This window comes from Lactiplantibacillus herbarum (genome assembly GCF_001039045.1).
In the GTDB taxonomy this organism is placed as follows: Bacteria; Bacillota; Bacilli; order Lactobacillales; family Lactobacillaceae; genus Lactiplantibacillus; species Lactiplantibacillus herbarum.
The window spans coordinates 120,479-136,918 of record NZ_LFEE01000012.1 but is presented as its reverse complement, the minus strand read 5'-3'; the positions used below and the strand labels follow the sequence as shown (position 1 = coordinate 136,918).

17 protein-coding genes and 1 tRNA gene are annotated in these 16,440 nt (G+C 43.7%); 5 read left to right on the top strand and 13 right to left on the bottom strand.

The window, feature by feature from the left end; all coding sequences use genetic code 11:
* Positions 1-80: 80 nt before the first annotated feature.
* The 4 genes from larD to ACG95_RS04010 all read right to left on the bottom strand — a co-directional run bounded on the left by larD (position 81) and on the right by ACG95_RS04010 (position 4,687).
* The gene (gene larD / locus ACG95_RS04025; RefSeq protein WP_047999266.1) at positions 81-794 is read right to left on the bottom strand and encodes a D/L-lactic acid transporter LarD; all 714 of its coding nucleotides are present in this window, start codon (positions 792-794) and stop codon (positions 81-83) included.
* Positions 795-989: 195 nt separating this feature from the next.
* Positions 990-1,907 carry a YihY/virulence factor BrkB family protein gene (locus ACG95_RS04020; protein ID WP_047999265.1) on the bottom strand — a complete coding sequence of 306 codons (918 nt, stop codon included), beginning with the start codon at positions 1,905-1,907 and terminating at the stop codon, positions 990-992.
* A 223-nt stretch (positions 1,908-2,130) separates the two neighbouring features.
* Entirely contained in the window at positions 2,131-3,249 is a 1,119-nt protein-coding gene (gene wecB, locus ACG95_RS04015; protein WP_047999264.1) for a non-hydrolyzing UDP-N-acetylglucosamine 2-epimerase, read from the bottom strand.
* A gap of 271 nt (positions 3,250-3,520) precedes the next feature.
* On the bottom strand, positions 3,521-4,687 hold the full coding sequence (locus ACG95_RS04010) for a serine hydrolase domain-containing protein (protein ID WP_047999263.1): 1,167 nt from the start codon (positions 4,685-4,687) through the stop codon (positions 3,521-3,523).
* A 225-nt stretch (positions 4,688-4,912) separates the two neighbouring features.
* On the opposite strand from ACG95_RS04010, the gene gdhA reads away from it, so the two are divergent.
* A complete protein-coding gene (gdhA, locus tag ACG95_RS04005; protein ID WP_047999262.1) occupies positions 4,913-6,259 on the top strand; it encodes an NADP-specific glutamate dehydrogenase in 1,347 nt (448 codons plus the stop codon).
* A 128-nt stretch (positions 6,260-6,387) separates the two neighbouring features.
* Here gdhA and ACG95_RS04000 read toward each other — a convergent pair whose 3' ends face one another.
* On the bottom strand, positions 6,388-6,951 hold the full coding sequence (locus ACG95_RS04000) for a hypothetical protein (RefSeq protein ID WP_047999261.1): 564 nt from the start codon (positions 6,949-6,951) through the stop codon (positions 6,388-6,390).
* 624 nt (positions 6,952-7,575) lie between these two features.
* The gene (locus tag ACG95_RS03995; RefSeq protein WP_047999260.1) at positions 7,576-8,013 is read right to left on the bottom strand and encodes a hypothetical protein; all 438 of its coding nucleotides are present in this window, start codon (positions 8,011-8,013) and stop codon (positions 7,576-7,578) included.
* Between the two features lie 194 nt (positions 8,014-8,207).
* On the opposite strand from ACG95_RS03995, the gene ACG95_RS14355 reads away from it, so the two are divergent.
* Positions 8,208-8,387 carry a hypothetical protein gene (locus ACG95_RS14355; protein WP_152668278.1) on the top strand — a complete coding sequence of 60 codons (180 nt, stop codon included), beginning with the start codon at positions 8,208-8,210 and terminating at the stop codon, positions 8,385-8,387.
* Between the two features lie 196 nt (positions 8,388-8,583).
* Here the strand turns inward: ACG95_RS14355 and ACG95_RS03990 are convergent, their stop codons facing one another.
* Together ACG95_RS03990 and ACG95_RS03985 are read right to left on the bottom strand one after the other, a co-directional pair.
* Positions 8,584-9,450, bottom strand: coding sequence for an alpha/beta hydrolase (locus ACG95_RS03990; RefSeq protein ID WP_047999259.1), 867 nt, complete (start codon positions 9,448-9,450; stop codon positions 8,584-8,586).
* Positions 9,443-10,753 (bottom strand): PTS transporter subunit EIIC, encoded by a 1,311-nt coding sequence (locus tag ACG95_RS03985; protein WP_047999258.1) that lies wholly within the window; start codon positions 10,751-10,753, stop codon positions 9,443-9,445. Before ACG95_RS03985 ends, ACG95_RS03990 begins: the two co-directional genes overlap by 8 nt.
* A 133-nt stretch (positions 10,754-10,886) precedes the next feature.
* Between ACG95_RS03985 and ACG95_RS03980 the strand changes: the two genes are divergently transcribed.
* Together ACG95_RS03980 and ACG95_RS03975 are read left to right on the top strand one after the other, a co-directional pair.
* Positions 10,887-11,327 carry a universal stress protein gene (locus ACG95_RS03980; protein ID WP_047999257.1) on the top strand — a complete coding sequence of 147 codons (441 nt, stop codon included), beginning with the start codon at positions 10,887-10,889 and terminating at the stop codon, positions 11,325-11,327.
* A gap of 210 nt (positions 11,328-11,537) precedes the next feature.
* Positions 11,538-11,885 (top strand): TM2 domain-containing protein, encoded by a 348-nt coding sequence (locus ACG95_RS03975; protein WP_047999256.1) that lies wholly within the window; start codon positions 11,538-11,540, stop codon positions 11,883-11,885.
* A 100-nt stretch (positions 11,886-11,985) separates the two neighbouring features.
* On the opposite strand, the gene ACG95_RS03970 is transcribed toward ACG95_RS03975, so the two are convergent.
* The 4 genes from ACG95_RS03970 to ACG95_RS03955 form a co-directional block, all read right to left on the bottom strand.
* Positions 11,986-12,058, bottom strand: a tRNA-Arg gene (locus ACG95_RS03970).
* A gap of 56 nt (positions 12,059-12,114) precedes the next feature.
* Complete coding sequence (locus ACG95_RS03965) at positions 12,115-13,470, bottom strand: DEAD/DEAH box helicase (protein WP_047999255.1); 1,356 nt, start codon at positions 13,468-13,470, stop codon at positions 12,115-12,117.
* Between the two features lie 12 nt (positions 13,471-13,482).
* Positions 13,483-14,490 carry a Gfo/Idh/MocA family protein gene (locus tag ACG95_RS03960; RefSeq protein WP_047999254.1) on the bottom strand — a complete coding sequence of 336 codons (1,008 nt, stop codon included), beginning with the start codon at positions 14,488-14,490 and terminating at the stop codon, positions 13,483-13,485.
* A 181-nt stretch (positions 14,491-14,671) separates the two neighbouring features.
* Positions 14,672-14,872 (bottom strand): cold-shock protein, encoded by a 201-nt coding sequence (locus tag ACG95_RS03955; RefSeq protein WP_047999253.1) that lies wholly within the window; start codon positions 14,870-14,872, stop codon positions 14,672-14,674.
* 342 nt (positions 14,873-15,214) lie between these two features.
* Between ACG95_RS03955 and ACG95_RS03950 the strand changes: the two genes are divergently transcribed.
* Positions 15,215-15,598: a DUF4828 domain-containing protein gene (locus ACG95_RS03950; protein ID WP_047999252.1), complete on the top strand. Its 384-nt coding sequence runs from the start codon at positions 15,215-15,217 to the stop codon at positions 15,596-15,598.
* A gap of 167 nt (positions 15,599-15,765) precedes the next feature.
* On the opposite strand, the gene ACG95_RS03945 is transcribed toward ACG95_RS03950, so the two are convergent.
* Positions 15,766-16,437 carry a GH25 family lysozyme gene (locus tag ACG95_RS03945; RefSeq protein ID WP_237756443.1) on the bottom strand — a complete coding sequence of 224 codons (672 nt, stop codon included), beginning with the start codon at positions 16,435-16,437 and terminating at the stop codon, positions 15,766-15,768.
* Between the last annotated feature and the right edge of the window lie 3 nt (positions 16,438-16,440).

The following is a 16,440-nucleotide window of genomic DNA, read 5'->3' as shown; positions in this document are numbered from 1 at the left end:
CCCTCTTTAAATAGAATCACTGTTAAACATGGGTTATAACATAAAAAAGCAAGTATGTATTAAAATACTTGCTTTTTTGATTAAATTCCAAAGAACCCATGCATAAACAATGCCGCACAAGCTGCCCCAATAAATGGTGCAATCCCTGGAACGATGATTCCGTATTGCCAGTCGCTATCAGCCTTATTCTTAATAGGTAAGATGGCGTGCGCAATCCGGGGACCCATATCACGAGCAAGGTTCATTGCGAACCCGGTTGGGCCACCAAGACCCATACCGATTGCCCATACTAACAACCCAACACCAATTGGAACGATACCTGGAGTCTTCACTTGAGAAATAGCTAAAATCCCAGAAATAAATAAGAACGTGTCGAAAAATTCAACGAAGAAGTTCCGTGGTAAGTTCCGTACTGCAGGTGCAGTTGAAAATAAGTTACGAATCGTAATTGGAGAAATTTCATCAGCTGAAGCAGCGAAGTGATCAGCGTACATCACCCACACGATTACAGCACCAACAACCCCACCCAAAACTTCCGCAATTGAATACGGGATAAACATTGCCCATGAAATGTTCCCTAAAATACATTGAGCGAACACCATGGCTGGGTTAATTGAAACGTCACCGAAAATAAATAACGCAATTGTAATCCCAAAACCCCATGTCGTAATTGCGAAGATATGGCCAGAACCCCGGTACTTAGTTCCTTTTAAAACCTCACTACAATGTACACCGACACCAAAAATAATCATCAAGGCGGTTCCCATGAACTCTGCCAACAGCTGATGAATCACTATGTTTCTCCTCCTGTGGCGATCAAAGCGCCTGTTTATTTTGAAATAGGCGCCGTCGACTTTCAGAAAGCGTTGGGCCTTTTTTCACATAGACACCATTATACACAAAATTCGAACTATTTAGTACCATAATTATAAAAAACAATAATTTTACAGGTTTCAGTCAGCCAATGCAATTATTATGACGCTTATCCATTACGATGACTTCTTCTTAAATAGACGCCGCCGAATCCGCCGAATCATCCGTGGCGACTTAGGTTCAATCGTCTGCTCGAACCATTCCTGGACGCTAGCATTAACCACCCCACCAAACATCAACAAAATCCCCGAGAAGTTCAGCCAGAACATCAAGACAATCAAACTTCCAATGGTTTGGTAAGAGGTAATCCGACGTGCAAAGAGCTCAACGTAAAAACGGAACCCTTGTGAGATGACAATCCAGCCAACCGTTGTGACTAAAGCCCCCGTCCACACGTATCTTAATCGAACTTTGGCATTTGGCACGAAGTAGTACAACGAGATTGCCACGAGAAACATCCCAACAAAGGTGATTAAGTTTTTATTCGCCAATAATTGATTGATCCAATCAGGAACAATCGCTTTGGTCAGATTAGTCAAGTTCAAGATCAAGTCCATGATCACCTGACTCAAGGTGAAGAAGATCGCGAACCCAACAATTAGTAACAAGAGTCCTAATGTCAGGAAGAACGCAATCACCCGCGTTAGGATCGCCCCCTGCGCACTCTTAACGCCATACGCTTCATTTAAGCTTCTACGAATCGCCGCAATGATTTGGGAAGCTGACCATATCGAGACCACGATCCCAATTGAAAGACTTCCGCTACTGCCACTGGAAAGGAACGAGACCAAGATTGGCTTAAACGTTTTATAGATATTACTTGGAATAAACTCCTGAGCATATGCCAAAATCTGCTCGGTCTTGAGGCTAAATCTAGCCACAATATTCCCAGCAATCAAAATAATCGGTGCAATCGACATCAATGCATAGTACGCCAGAACAATCGCGTTATTACTAACATTGGCTTGGTTATAGCGCCTAATCAGGATCTCTAGGCCTTTCGTAATTTTAGGATACCGTTCTTTTAACTTCATTAATAATTTCCTCAACGTTAATTAGTATCTACCATTATACAATGGAATCACGTCAACCACACGCTTGATACTAAGCTTTTGCATTTGTGACAAAAAAACAACCGGCAAATGATACGGTTAAGTACCATTGCCGGTTGTTTTCAATCTCGCATCATTATCAATAAGATTATTATCACTACAACATCTAAATACATAAGATAATAATTTAAAATTGTAAATTTCTCTATTTTAGGCCAATCTTTTTCGCAATCGCATCCAGAATATATTCCGCCGCGTGCCCATCACCATACGGGTTCTTGGCATCTGCCATCCGTTGGTATTCTGCATCATCATCCAACAACTGAGTCATTGCCGCTGCCACCTTTTCACCATCCGTCCCAACTAGCTTCAAGGTACCAGCAGTAACACCTTCTGGTCGCTCAGTCGTTTTCCGTAACACTAGCACCGGTTTGTTCAGCGATGGCGCCTCTTCTTGCACACCACCCGAATCAGTCATGATGAAGTAACTTCGAGCTGCCATGTTATGGAAATCTAAGACGTCGAGCGGCTCAATTAAATGAATGCGTTCTGTATCCCCTAAGATACGCTTAGCAATCTCTTGAACCACCGGACTCAAGTGCACTGGATAGACAACTTCAACGTCATCGTGCTGTTGCACGACCCGTTTAATCGCTGTAAAGACGGCTTCCATTGGTGCGCCTTGGTTCTCCCGGCGGTGCATTGTTAAGAGAATCATCCGGTTACCCGGTTTAATCATGTCGAGAGCCGTATGCTGATAGTTCTTTGATACGGTCTGGTGCAACGCATCAATCGCCGTATTACCAGTTACTGTGATATTATCCGCTGAATGATTCTCCTTGAGCAAGTTCTGCTGACTCAGCTCAGTCGGTGCAAAGTACATATCGGCTAAGACGTCCGTCAACTGTCGATTCATCTCTTCCGGGAATGGTGAATACTTATCCCACGTCCGTAAGCCGGCTTCAACATGGCCAACCGGAATCTGATGATAAAAAGCACTGACACTAGCCGCAAAGGTCGTGGTTGTATCACCATGAACTAACACGATGTCCGGTCGTACTTCATTCATAATTGTATCCAACTTGGTCAATACCCGGCTAGTAATACCGGCTAACGTCTGATTTGGTTGCATAATATTAAGATCGTAATCAGGAGTGATATGAAAAATCGCCAATACCTGATCTAGCATCTCACGATGTTGTGCGGTCACCACCGTTACTGGTTCAAAACGTTCTTGCTGTTGTAATTGTAGAACAATTGGTGCCATCTTGATAGCTTCAGGACGCGTCCCAAAAATCGTCATTACCTTAATTTGTTTTACCATTAATATTCACCTGCGTTATTTATATTCTAATTTTATGATAACGTTATTATCGCTAACTAGCCAGCTATCACACAATAATTTTCCATTATTTTAACGATTATAATTTTTCTCCCCCATCGTACAGGTCTAATCGATTATCAGGACAAGCCTACCAGGTATTCCGATATATCAAGTTGCTAAGGTTAGGCGACATCCTTAACGAGCTCTCGCATCTAACACAAATCAATCTATAAAAAAACTTGAGACTTATACTCAAGCTTTTATCTAGTTATTAAAAATTTTCTGTCTTCATTAAAATACTTTGGATCGAGTTTGCTACTTTATTATCATTTGAAAAATCACCCTGATTTTCAAACAGGACGACACCGACCCGCGCATCACGTGTCCCCATATAATAGGTATGAAAAGCATTATCATTCCCACCAACTCGAATCGTACCACCTTTTTGATAATAAATTCCGGCCGCATATTTAGTCTGGAAGTGATCCGATAATTCTGCAATTCCCGCATCGCTGAGCAAATCACCACTCTGAAGACTGTACATGAATTTGTAATAGTCACCGACACTCATATACAAACTGCCACAACCTAGCTCACTGGATTGCAACGGTTTCGAAATGATCGCGCCTTGTGATTCGCCATTACTTAATCGGTACGACGCCGGATTGACCACGTTACCCGGAATATCATTGTACGCATACGTATGTTTCAGCCCAAGCGGTTTAATAATCACGTTTTGTAACGCTGTCATATACGATTTATGTGTCACTTTGCGAATTACGCCAGCCAACAACGTAAAATTGGCATTAGTATATGCATAAGCATGGTTTCCTGTTGAAAGTGCATGCTTAATCGTAAAAGCGATTTGGGCCTGTTCGGTAGGTAGCACACTGTTAGGTGTATGCTCAACCATCCGCATCCCAGACGTATGATTAAGTAACTCACGAATCGTAATCTGATTTGCATACGGAATATCTGGGTAAAACCTACTCAATGGCGTTGTCATACTTAATTTGCCTTCATTAATTAGATGTTGAATAACCGCACCAGTAAGTGCTTTTTGCAGCGATGCTAAGGGGTATGCTTCGGTAGCTGTATTGCGAACCTGATCACTTGCATCTGCATAACCATATGTCCGAACTCTTACATTTTTAGGCCCATTCGTCGTAAATAACAAGGTTCCCATAATATGGTGTTGATTAACTAACTGATCAATCTGCTTAATTGCTTGTCGCTGCGTCAACCAGCCTGGTCGAGGCGTTTTCTTAACAACCTCTTTTTTCTTAGCTGGCTTGACTTTCGACGCTGCCCCTTCTACTTTAGTAGGTACAGTTACTTGTTCAGCTTGTTGCTTTGATTGCTGCATCCCCCATATTCCTGCAATAGTCAAAATAATTACAATCGGAATAGCGATAATTAGCCACCTAACTCTTCTCATGCAAATCCCCCCATTACTGATAATCAAGTATACTGCCAGCAATTCTAAATTGCATCTAAAATCAAATTAATGTTAGCCTGCTAAACTAAATCTTAACTTTATCCTAATCACTGATTAAGACAAGTAACGCTCAGTAGCTGATCTGTAATTTAACTCGTGCAATGAGCGAGCATAACCAGTAAAATTAAACAGATAGTTAGTCTTATTTTGAAAGGATGATTCCTAATGAGTCGTGCAACCGAATATTTACAACATGTTTACGCTGTAATTGAACAACGTGATCCTAACCAATCTGAATTCTTAGAAGCCATTCATGACTTCTTCCAAACAATGACCCCCGTATTCGAACAACATCCCGAATACATTGACGCTAACATTCTGGAACGTTTAACCGAACCAGAACGCGTCTTTCAATTCCGGGTTCCTTGGCTCGACGATGCCGGCCACGCGCAAGTTAGTCGTGGCTTCCGGGTCCAATTCAATTCTGCCATTGGCCCTTACAAAGGTGGTTTGCGACTACACCCTTCCGTAAACCTCAGTATCGTCAAATTCTTAGGGTTTGAACAGATCTTCAAGAATGCCTTAACTGGCCTACCAATTGGTGGCGGTAAGGGTGGCGCCGACTTTGACCCTAAAGGCAAGTCTGACAATGAAATCATGCGTTTCTGCCAGAGCTTCATGACTGAACTCAGCAAGTATATCGGCCCAGACACCGACGTTCCAGCTGGTGATATCGGTGTTGGTGGACGTGAGATTGGCTACCTCTATGGTCAATACAAACGCCTCCGTGGAGCTGACCGCGGCGTCTTGACTGGTAAGGGACTCAACTATGGTGGCTCACTCGCTCGGCCTGAAGCAACTGGCTACGGTCTCGTTTATTACACCAACGAGATGTTGAATGCCAACCAGCTTTCGTTTCCTGGTCAACGAGTCATCGTATCAGGTGCCGGCAATGTCGCTACCTACGCCATTCAAAAAGTGACAGAACTTGGCGGCAAGGTCATTACCTGTTCCGATTCTAACGGCTACATTGTCGATGAAGACGGCATTGACTTTAAAATCGTTAAACAGATTAAAGAAGTTGAACGAGGTCGCATTAAAGATTACGCTGACCGTGTTGCCAGTGCCGTTTATCACACGGGATCTGTCTGGGACGCTCAGCTAACTGCCGACATTGCTCTCCCATGTGCGACCCAAAATGAAATCAACGGTGCTCAAGCCAACAACTTAATTGCTGGTGGCATCAAAGTCGTCGCGGAAGGTGCCAATATGCCAAGTAGTCCTGAGGCCATCGAGGCTTACCAAGCAGCTGATATTCTCTATGGGCCTGCTAAGGCAGCTAATGCTGGTGGCGTTGCCGTTTCAGCACTAGAAATGAGTCAGAATAGTATGCGTTTAAGTTGGACTTTCGAAGAAGTCGATAACCGCTTGCAACAGATCGTGCAGGACATCTTTGCCCAATCTGTTGCGGCAGCTAATGAATACAGTGTTACTGGTGATTATTTAAGTGGTGCTAATATTGCGGGCTTTACCAAGGTCGCCGACGCCATGATTGCCCAAGGATTAGTTTAATTTAAATGGGGCAGTACTCGTTATATGGTTCTAATTAAAACAACCGCGAAATCAAAATTTTGATTTCGCGGTTGTTTTAATTATAAAAAAATTTCTGTTTCTTCTATATTAATAGCTAATTTAATTGATCAATCTTGATCATCCGGATAACCCGTATGTGCCACAAGCTGTGAATAAGTGGCATGCAACGTCTCGGCTGCCACGTGCCATCCAAGTTTAAGTAGCGGAATCAACCGTAATGGATCTTCTACTGGAACCTGATGCTCATGTGCAAATTTGCAAATTGCCGGCAATACTTCCATGTCAGAATTAGCGAAGTAATAATTTCCCTTTTCCGTCAAGACAAAGATGGTGGCCCGAAACGCGTGCCGTGGATCCAATCCTTGGCCCACGTGCCAACGAATCGCCCCAATCTGAATACGCTGAACATCACCTAAAGCCATCTCACCAAGATTACGACCTTCTGGTGACCATAAGACGACCCTTGTTGGAGTCAGTTCGACCATAGCGTACTTGCGACTAGTCGTGCCGGATAACCGGCGTAACCAGTTACGTTCTGGCTTTGGTTTTGGGTACTCCTGCCCCTGAATTTCAAAGTGAAACGGCACAATGCACTTCTGTGCCCGATCGATGGCCCGGTAATGACCCGCAATCTGATGATTAGTAAAAACTGATGCCATTGGTTTAAACATGCTGCTCACTCCTCTCACCGTCAGTATACGCTTTCATCACTAAAATAACAGCGATTTAGTCACGACAGTTTTCTAATTCTGTTGCTATTTTGACTTTTACCGCATGACTTTGATTAATCTATCTCGCTCATACCAATAAAAATAGTGACCAGATTATCTGACGTAATCTAGTCACTATCTCAACCCTATTAGTTGCGCTTCATCCTATGTGTTTCATTAACTAACAACTATGTGTGTGCTGGCTGATGATCAAAAGAATCAGCCACCCCCGCGTTGAAGCTCACAGTATGGGCCAATAAATGAAATCAATGATTGCTGAAATTAACAGCCTTCCCTTTTGACCTCAAAACGATAACACTTAAGTTACCATTCTGACCAACGCTATTATACCATCTTTGTTAGCGCTTACACAATCTTAATAACAGGCTTTTTGTTAATTAGACTATACCTTTAGATCTCAGTTGATTGATCTGTTTACTAGTAAGCTTGTTAACTGCCAGTAGTTCACTTATTTTAGTAATAAAAAAGACGGTGACTTTGTCGTCATCGCCTCCTCAGTAGTCGAATGTTAATAGCCGAAACGTGCGCTACAAGGCAGTTTGTGCCCCACTCTATTCCTGATTACTAAGCATTATTAGGTTCGCTATCATTGAAGTCAGCTGGCATGATGGCAAAGTTGCTAGCTTCCGTTGATAGTAATGCTGCATAGGCCCGTACCTTGGCAGATAATGCTGGAATAATCGCATCGTTTAAGTTATTTAACATATCTTGTTCGTCTTCTTCAATTGATTTACTATCTGATTGACGTTCAATAATGCTAACTAATTCGCCACTTAAACGGACAATTGCAAATACAGTGGCTGAAAGATCAAACATTTCCTCTTTATAGGTCACTTGCAATTGTGCTTGCACAACATCGTCACCAAAGGTCTTCTTCACGTCTGGGTTAGCCGTTGTGTAACTGAACTGGCCTTGTCCAGGTGTATCGTCTTCCTTACTCCGGTCGTAGATGATTTGGAAATGTAAGTCTTGGATTGCTGAGTTTAAGATTTCAATATTCATGTTAGTAAGCCCCTCTTTTTATATTACCTTCACAATAAAGGAAAACGACCTAAAATACAATTAAATTACAAAGCTTTTTGCGGATTGTTAGCTAATCCTCACTGATTGTGCTAAAAAGCTTCCTGTTAAGCCTGATTTGACGAGCAACCCAATTACTTATACACTAAATATTAGTTTAGGGGGATCCAGCTATTATGAGACAGCATCATTTATACCGATTATTACTGACGCTAACCGTTTGTGGTAGCCTGCTAGCAGTTCCGGCACTCGACGCCCACGCGCTAAGAGTTCGTGGTCCACGAATGGCCCTACGCCATACAACTAAATCTCGTCATAAAACAGCACACCATTCACGTGCTCGGGGACGACGTTAACAGAACGTGGCGCCTCAGACAGTTAGTTTGGTAACCCGACTGCTTATGGGACACGTTTCAAAACTAATGTGTTGTGACTAAATAGACGACTTCAGAAATTAAAACTCTGAAGTCGTCTATTTTAGTCACGTCCTTAATTCTTTTTATGACTCATCACAACAATATTCGCATCCTGACAATTCCTGCCTAAGATGACTTAATGCTGAATCCGCTGCGCATTTTGTTGCTGAACTTTATCAGACATGTTTTCTGCCAGTAGATATTGACGGATCAAACTAACAATCTGCTTATTTTGCGGTAAATCAGAATGCGCAGTGTTAGCACCCGTCACCGTGATTTCCGTAAAGTGTTTAACCTGATCTTGGAAGATGTACTTACCATAATTAACACTGTTATACGGTACGGTACCATCACTCGTATAGTTTTCCGTCCCGGCGATTGAGTACACCGTCAGTGATTCCGGCAACCCCGTCCGATATTTATAGAGTTCTTGAAACATCGGCGTCTTAGCTGTCGTACTCGTTGACTCCATATTGTACGGTGAGGCGATTGTCATTAAACGATCAATATGGACCTTAGGCGTTTCCTTCAGATAGCGTTCTAGGAATAGCGTCCAGATCAAGCCCCCATTAGAGTGACCTAACGCATAGAAATGATTGAAATGATAGGTCTTCACTAGATCCTTAAACGCCGTATTCAACCAGACCGCCTGCTTGTCGATATTCGCCTTACCATCGTGATTATTCGCAAAGCCGATCACAATAAACGGTTCATTATCGTTGTGATCAATACTACCACTATATTTAATCGAGCCATCCGTCTGTACGGTCAGTTTCAGCACACTATGCTTCTTCGGCGTTTCCTTACCCAATTCAGTAATCAAACTGTCAAACCGGTTCTGACTCGCACTAGAACCTGGCACCATGATAACCGGCGCCATCCGAGAACGACCGGTATTCTTTAACGTTTTAATATTTGCCTGTGTCCACGTGTAGGCGGGCCAACTGATCCCAATCAGCGCAACCAGCCCTAGTAGCCACCGCCACCAATACCGTCTAATCATGAGTTACATCCCCCGCTTCATCCGTTCGGTTCGCTAACAAGACAAATGGTAAATAAATTGCCGTTGCAACGACCAAGTTGATCACACTGACTACTAAGGCCTGCCAGGTGCCACCCGTTCCCAACCAGCCGGTTAAAAAGCCCGGCATCGTCTTAGTCACTGGATAAACGACTGGCGGCATGAATTTCAATACTAAGGCCGTCCACGTAATGATCATGCTTGCTATCGGTGCGAGTAAGAACGGAATTGCTAGGATAGGACTGTAAGCAATCGGTAACCCTACTAATAAAGATTGATTAATATTGAACAGGGCCGGCAAAGCGCTCACCTTAGCCACTGAACGATAGTTACGATTACGTGAACGCCATAGGATCGCAATCAGCAGCGCCAACGTCATCCCGGGACCGCCGACATTGGCAAAGGCGTCAAATAACGTATGTAACGTAATTGAATTAGGTGCGCCCCACGCAGAACCATGTTGTAACGCATAAGCTAGGTTTTGAACCGTGCTGGTTGTACTGTTACCACTAAAATCAACGGGCCCAATGATCCCAATCAGCCAGTACAGATTGCTCAACGATGATACCCCCAGAATCGCTAACAGTGAGGACCCAGGGTTAGTAAATGGTAAGCTAAACACGGCGTAAAACAAACCGTTCAAGCCAGCTTTACTAGCAAAGCTTATTCCGTAGCCCACAATGCTAAAGAATAATAGTGCCACGACCATTGGCAACCAGTTATTGCGTGCTCGCGCCAACAGGTGAGCTTGTGTTTCTACTGGTTGCGGAACGTGTGGCCGTCGTGATAAATGGCTAAACAGCCACCCCGTCACTAAGCCAACCAGCAATGCTAAGAAGATTCCCTGTGTGCCTAGATTATCCTCTAAGAAACGGGAACCAGTCATCTGACCCGATTTAGCAAAGAAATTATAATTAATATTTAGCATCATAAAACTAATAGCCGATGTAATCCCTGCCAACAAGTTATCTCGCTGTGCAGACCGTGCCACAAAGTTCGCCGCCGCAAACGCGGCAATGATGGCTAGAATGCCATTAATACTCAGATTAAGCATCGTCGTATACGTAGCTAGCTCCTTAAAGCCTGGTACCCAATGACTCAAGTAATAAATATGATTTAAAAAACCATTGCGTTGAAAAATAGCTTGATTCACAAAGCTAACGTAGGCACCAATAAGTGCAAACGGAAACAGTAACGTTAACGTATCTCGCAACGCTCGCCAATAGCGTTGCCGTTCTACCACCCGTTCAAATCTCAACAACCCAACCTGTAACCTTTTAATCATGGTTAACCCCCAAAGAAATTTACTGATTTAAATATACGCCAGTTCGACCACCTTGCCCACTACTGAGCGTTAAATTTTTAAGCAGCAAGGTTATCCATTATACTTATTAAAAAGATAACTGGAGGTGGTTAGTATGCCTAGCCGTTATACAAATATTCTCGTTCCTGTCGATAGTTCCGACGCTGCCCAAGCTGCCTTTATCGAAGCCGTCAATATTGCGCAACACCACCAAGCGTCACTAACCGCATTATACGTAGTTGATGACAGTGCCTATCACGCACCTGCTATGGACCCGGTACTGTCAGAATTATTGGATGCCGAGGCTGCTCATGCCAAAGCTGCCATGGAGAAACGTCAGCAGTTCGTGACCACTACCACAACGCCTGCTTTTAAAACTGAGATCACTTATGGTATTCCTAAACACACGATTGAAGACTACGCTAAGCAACACCCTGAGACTGATTTGATCGTACTGGGTGCCACGGGTAAAGATTCACCACACCGGGTCGCTGTTGGTTCCACAACTAGCTACGTGGTGGATCACGCACCGTGTAATGTGATCGTGATTCGTTAACTACTAATTAGATTCGCTTAGATAATAAATCCGATTTTTTATAAATTATCACAAGTCCTCATCATATTTCCCCTAATTATTGATCCACTTGATAATTAGGGGAAATATTTCTATTTCATCCTCTGTAAAATCATAGTATGATGGTCAATGGTACTTTTTTATTCGTTTATATTAAGTACTGAGGGATAAAATTATTTTGGAGGATCTATTATGTACAATAATTTACGCAACCAATTAACTAACGAGGAACTATTAGTTGTTAATTCTGAAGTCGAACGATTGCAGAAAAATACAGCAGTTGCCTTTCTACTTTGTATTTTTCTTGGCACACTCGGTGCTCACCGCTATTACATGGGTAGAACAGGTTCTGCCGTTGCTATGACACTGATTACCGTGTTAACCTTTGGGGTCGGTACCATCGTCACCGGAATCTGGACACTCGTGGACCTTTTCTTAATCAGTGACTGGTTACGCGATGACCGCGAAAAGATTGCCACTAATGCCGCCATGGCAGCAATCAATCGTCGTGGTATGCAAAACACAGCTAATAGTTTTTAAGGTTACTTGCTAACAGCTATTTATAATCTATTTTTTCTTAATTAAAAAGCTCACAACCCACATCAGTAACTACTCTGATGCGGGTTGTGAGCTTTTATTATGGCTCCACCCGGACTCGAACCGGGATCAACCGCTTAGGAGGCGGGTGCCCTATCCAGTTGTGCTATGAAGCCATTAACAATCCATCAAATATCATCTCACGGATTGTTGAATTTAGCAATTGTTGATTCTATTTGTCGCTGAAACGGTCGCGGTTCTTCTTCCGCATGCCTTTTTTCTTCGAGTGCTTGTTATGCCCCTTCTTCTTCACTGGTGCATCAACTTTCGCATTACGATGACCACTAACTGTTGAGTGCTTAGTTTTGTCACCACGAGTTGCATGTTCCGTTGTGACACCGTCTGCCCGACGTTGCCCATTAGCCGCCGTAGTATCAGATGTCTCTGCGTGATTATTAGGCATTGGTGGCTCGATCCGAGCTGGTTTAGTGTCGACAATATGATAGCCTGCCAAGTAGCCCGGCTTGATCTCATAATCGGTTTCGGCCATCAGCTTCTTGAAGTTACGGATATCGTGATCATTCCCAAAGGTCAAGACCAGTCCTTCAGCACCCATTCGACCAGTCCGACCACTACGGTGAATATACGTCGTGACATCTTTAGGCAGTTGGTAATTAATAACTGCTGGCAACTCAGGAACATCTAAGCCCCGTGCTGCTAAATCAGTCGTCAATAATAATTCAACTTTACCCTGACGGAACAAACGGAGTGCCTTTTCACGTGCAACTTGCCGTTGATCACTAATCAATGATACGTAGTCAACGTGTTGGTGTCGAAGTTCCAGCGCCACGTGCTTGAGTTCTTCCATCTTATTGAAGAAGACTAATGCCCGCATGTGATCGACTCGGCTAATCCGCTTCAGTAATTCTACTCGTTGACGATTACCGACTTGCATGGTTCGATGTCGAACCACACCCTGGGTCTGATCAATTGCCCGCACGTCGATCTTCTCAACGTTTTGTCCAAACCAACGTGGTAACTCATCCAAAATTTTAGTTTCAGTCGCTGAGAAGAAACCTAACTGTAACGTTTCCGCAAAGGTTGCGTCCAGAATTTCTCGAATCTGATCAAGGGTCTCATCAGTCAATAATTCGTCAGCTTCATCGACGATCATCAATTTTAAATGGCCGAATTTGAGTTTGCCATCAGCAATTAAATTCGTTACGCGACCGGGCGTCCCAACAATAATCTCAGGATGTTGCTTGAGCTTTTCCATCTGGCGCTTCACGTTAGCACCACCGGTAATTGCCAGCACCTTGGCGTCAATCAACTGTGCCCATTCGCGGACAACGGTCGTGGTCTGCATGGCTAGTTCTTGTGATGGTGCGAGAATCAAAGCCTGCGTTCCCTCACCAGGTTGAATCATTTCCAGTAATGGCCACGTAAAGGCCAGCGTTTTACCGGAACCAGTTGGGGCTAATCCTAAGACTGACTTACCAGCTGCTAAGGGTTCTGCTACCGCCGTTTGAATCGGTGATAATTCGTCAAAGCCTGCTTCGGTAAATTTGGTTTTAAATACGTCTAACATAGTGCCTCATTTCTATTTGACAGCGTCGCGCGTTTCACCCGTAAAGTACAGGTGGCCCGACTGCCGTAAATTAAATAATAGTTTATTAACGTTGCGACTCAGTTGTCGCCATGCTAAGTATTCACGTTGATGATTAGTTGGATCGTTGATGACCATCGCAAAGTCACGCGCCTCAGCTAACATCGGGTTAGCATCCGGCTGCACGCCTAACTCATGGGCCTGACCATCTGCATCTCGATAAGTTACCCGACCTAATTCAGCCGGATTATCAAGCACGATGGCATCCCGTAAGCCATTGATCTCAGATGATAGGAACGAGTTACTCGTCTTACCAACATTCAAGGTCACGGTAAAACCAGCATACCGTAATACGGCCACGCCCTTACCATCGACCTTGGTACGAGTCAGCGTTGGATAGTACGCCGCTTCCTCAGGCATTCCGAACCAGCCAACCGCATCATAGGCTAAGTAAACGCCAAGATCTTGAAGTGCACCCCCAGCATAGTTCAGAGAGAAGATATTCGGCTCTTCGCCTGCCCGGACCGCATCATAACGTGAAGAATATTTCATATAAGTTAAGGTCGCACCCTGAACCTGTTCCAGCTGATCAATCTGTTGCTTGACCCGTTGGAAATTCGTTTCATGTAATTGGCGGGCTGCTTCAAACAACAGTACGTCTGGATGCGCTTTTAACGCGGTATCCAGTTGCTGGAACTCACGTTGATTAGCAACAGCTGGTTTCTCAACAATCACGTGCTTGCCATGTTCAATCGCTTGCTGGGCCTGGCTAAAATGTAGGCTATTCGGCGATGCAATGTACACCGTATCAAAACTGCCCTGACTGAAAAAAGTCTCCAAGTCCGTAAAAGTCTCCTCCGCATGATTATGCGTTGCAAACTCCTGTGCTCGTTCTAACTGCCGTGAATAGACCGTTGTTAGTTGCCATTCACCCGATTCAATCGCCGCATCAACAAACTGCTGTGTAATCCAATTTGTCCCGATAATGCCTAATTTTAACATGTGCCGACCCCTTTCAAACACGCCATTTAACTGCTACACGTTGACGGCGCTTACTCGTATCCTTATTTTACCAGTTTTAAGGTCTGAGGTGGGCACCGATGTCTAAAAGATGTGGTATTCACAAGCTAAATTTGGCGAAAAAAAAAGAGCCACCACGCGGGTAGCTCTTTTAAAGTCATGCCTATTGAGGAACAACGTTAGTAGCTTGTGGGCCACGATCGCTTGATTCTTCATCAAAGGTAACTTTTTGGCCTTCTTCTAAGGTCTTGAAACCGTCAGTTTGGATAGCTGAGAAGTGTACAAATACGTCTGTACCATCTTCACCAGTAACAAATCCATAACCCTTATCAGCGTTGAACCATTTTACAGTACCATTTTTCATAAAGCAAATCCTCCTAGGATATATCAAACCAAAAGTAACGAAACATCTATGTTATTAACACCTAAAAGAATTTGAGGTAACAATCAAATGATACTTTAAAACTTCAGATAAATGCCAATCACTGTTTATAGATTACCACACTCCCCTAATAAATACCAATTTTAAATTGAATTAATCTGAAAAAACATTTTATTGATTGATTAAGTTAACATTGCGTTACATTCATTACCGCTACGTAACGAGGACGTAAAAGCTTCAATAAGAAACCACTTATTACGTGACGTCACCCTTGTTTTAGTGGTATATTTTAACTGTAAACATATCAGAAAGAAGGTTGATCCGGTGAAGCGACGTGGCGCTATTTTATTTGGTTTATCCCTATTGGCAGGACTCTCAAGTACCCTAGTCCGCAAACGGCACCCTAACCGAGTTACTACTGGGGATCTCACTGTTTTTTACGCGGGAACTTGGACTTATCGTGACGAAGAGCACCGCCGTGATCACACGTTAGAGATCGATCCTAATATGATCATCCGTGTCGACGGTCGGGCAATGCCCGCCACCGTTGAATCCATATCAGCTAGCAAGCTCGTGTTACTTGATCAATACGGCTTTCATCTAGAAATCAAGGCCAACGAGCAACGGCCTGTTGCCCTGTTTGATGAAGCTGACAACCGTAATTATGTGATTTTATCACCACAACAATTAAATCAAGTAAGTGACTAAAAAGGCCTGGAAATCAATCTTTCCTAGCCTTTTTTATTGACTTTAACTTAGATGAACGTGCTCATTCCAAATTCTTAGCAATCACTTGGTTAAACGCGTCCACGCTACCGTTATACAAAACGCCCGTAAATTCTTGCCGTGTTCCGTTTTGACGATACACGGCGCGGTCAGAATAATGGATAAACATGACACGTTTGGCTTGGCGATGTGTTTGGACCAGTGTCAGACCACAGTGCCGTTTTTTTCAACACCGGTGTCACTAATTGTTGGGCGACTGCCGGCGTAGACCAAACCACACAACTACGTCCATAATCCTGCGATAATTGATTGACTAAAGTCCGTAACTTAGCTTGATTTTGCTTAACCGCAACCGTTTTAGCCGTATAATCGCCATAATATTGAACTTGAATGGCAATCGGTAGATTACCGACGTTATCGCCGACCGTTTTCTCAAAGTAAGCTGCTTGATCTTCCGCAGAGGTTGAAAAACTGAACGTCTGAACAACACCAACACCTAACGAAGTTCCAAGAACCCGTTGATAGTTGCTAGCAAAATTGTCATCCGTATAGCTAGCTCCCTGAGTTGCGTGTAAGTAGACAAACTTCAGCCCATCGTTTTGGAGCGCCGCAAAATCTAAATAGCCATCATTTTGTGAAACAGCCACGCCGCGGACATTGAAGCCCCTAGTCGCAGCCATACTTCGCCAACGCACCCAAATGAGGCCACCCCAAATGCTCCCCATAAGTATCAATAAGACCAATAGCCACACTGCCCGCTGACGCCAACGTGCCCACCTAGTACGTGTATAGATTGGTCGATAATGTTGTCGCTTTGTCATCCC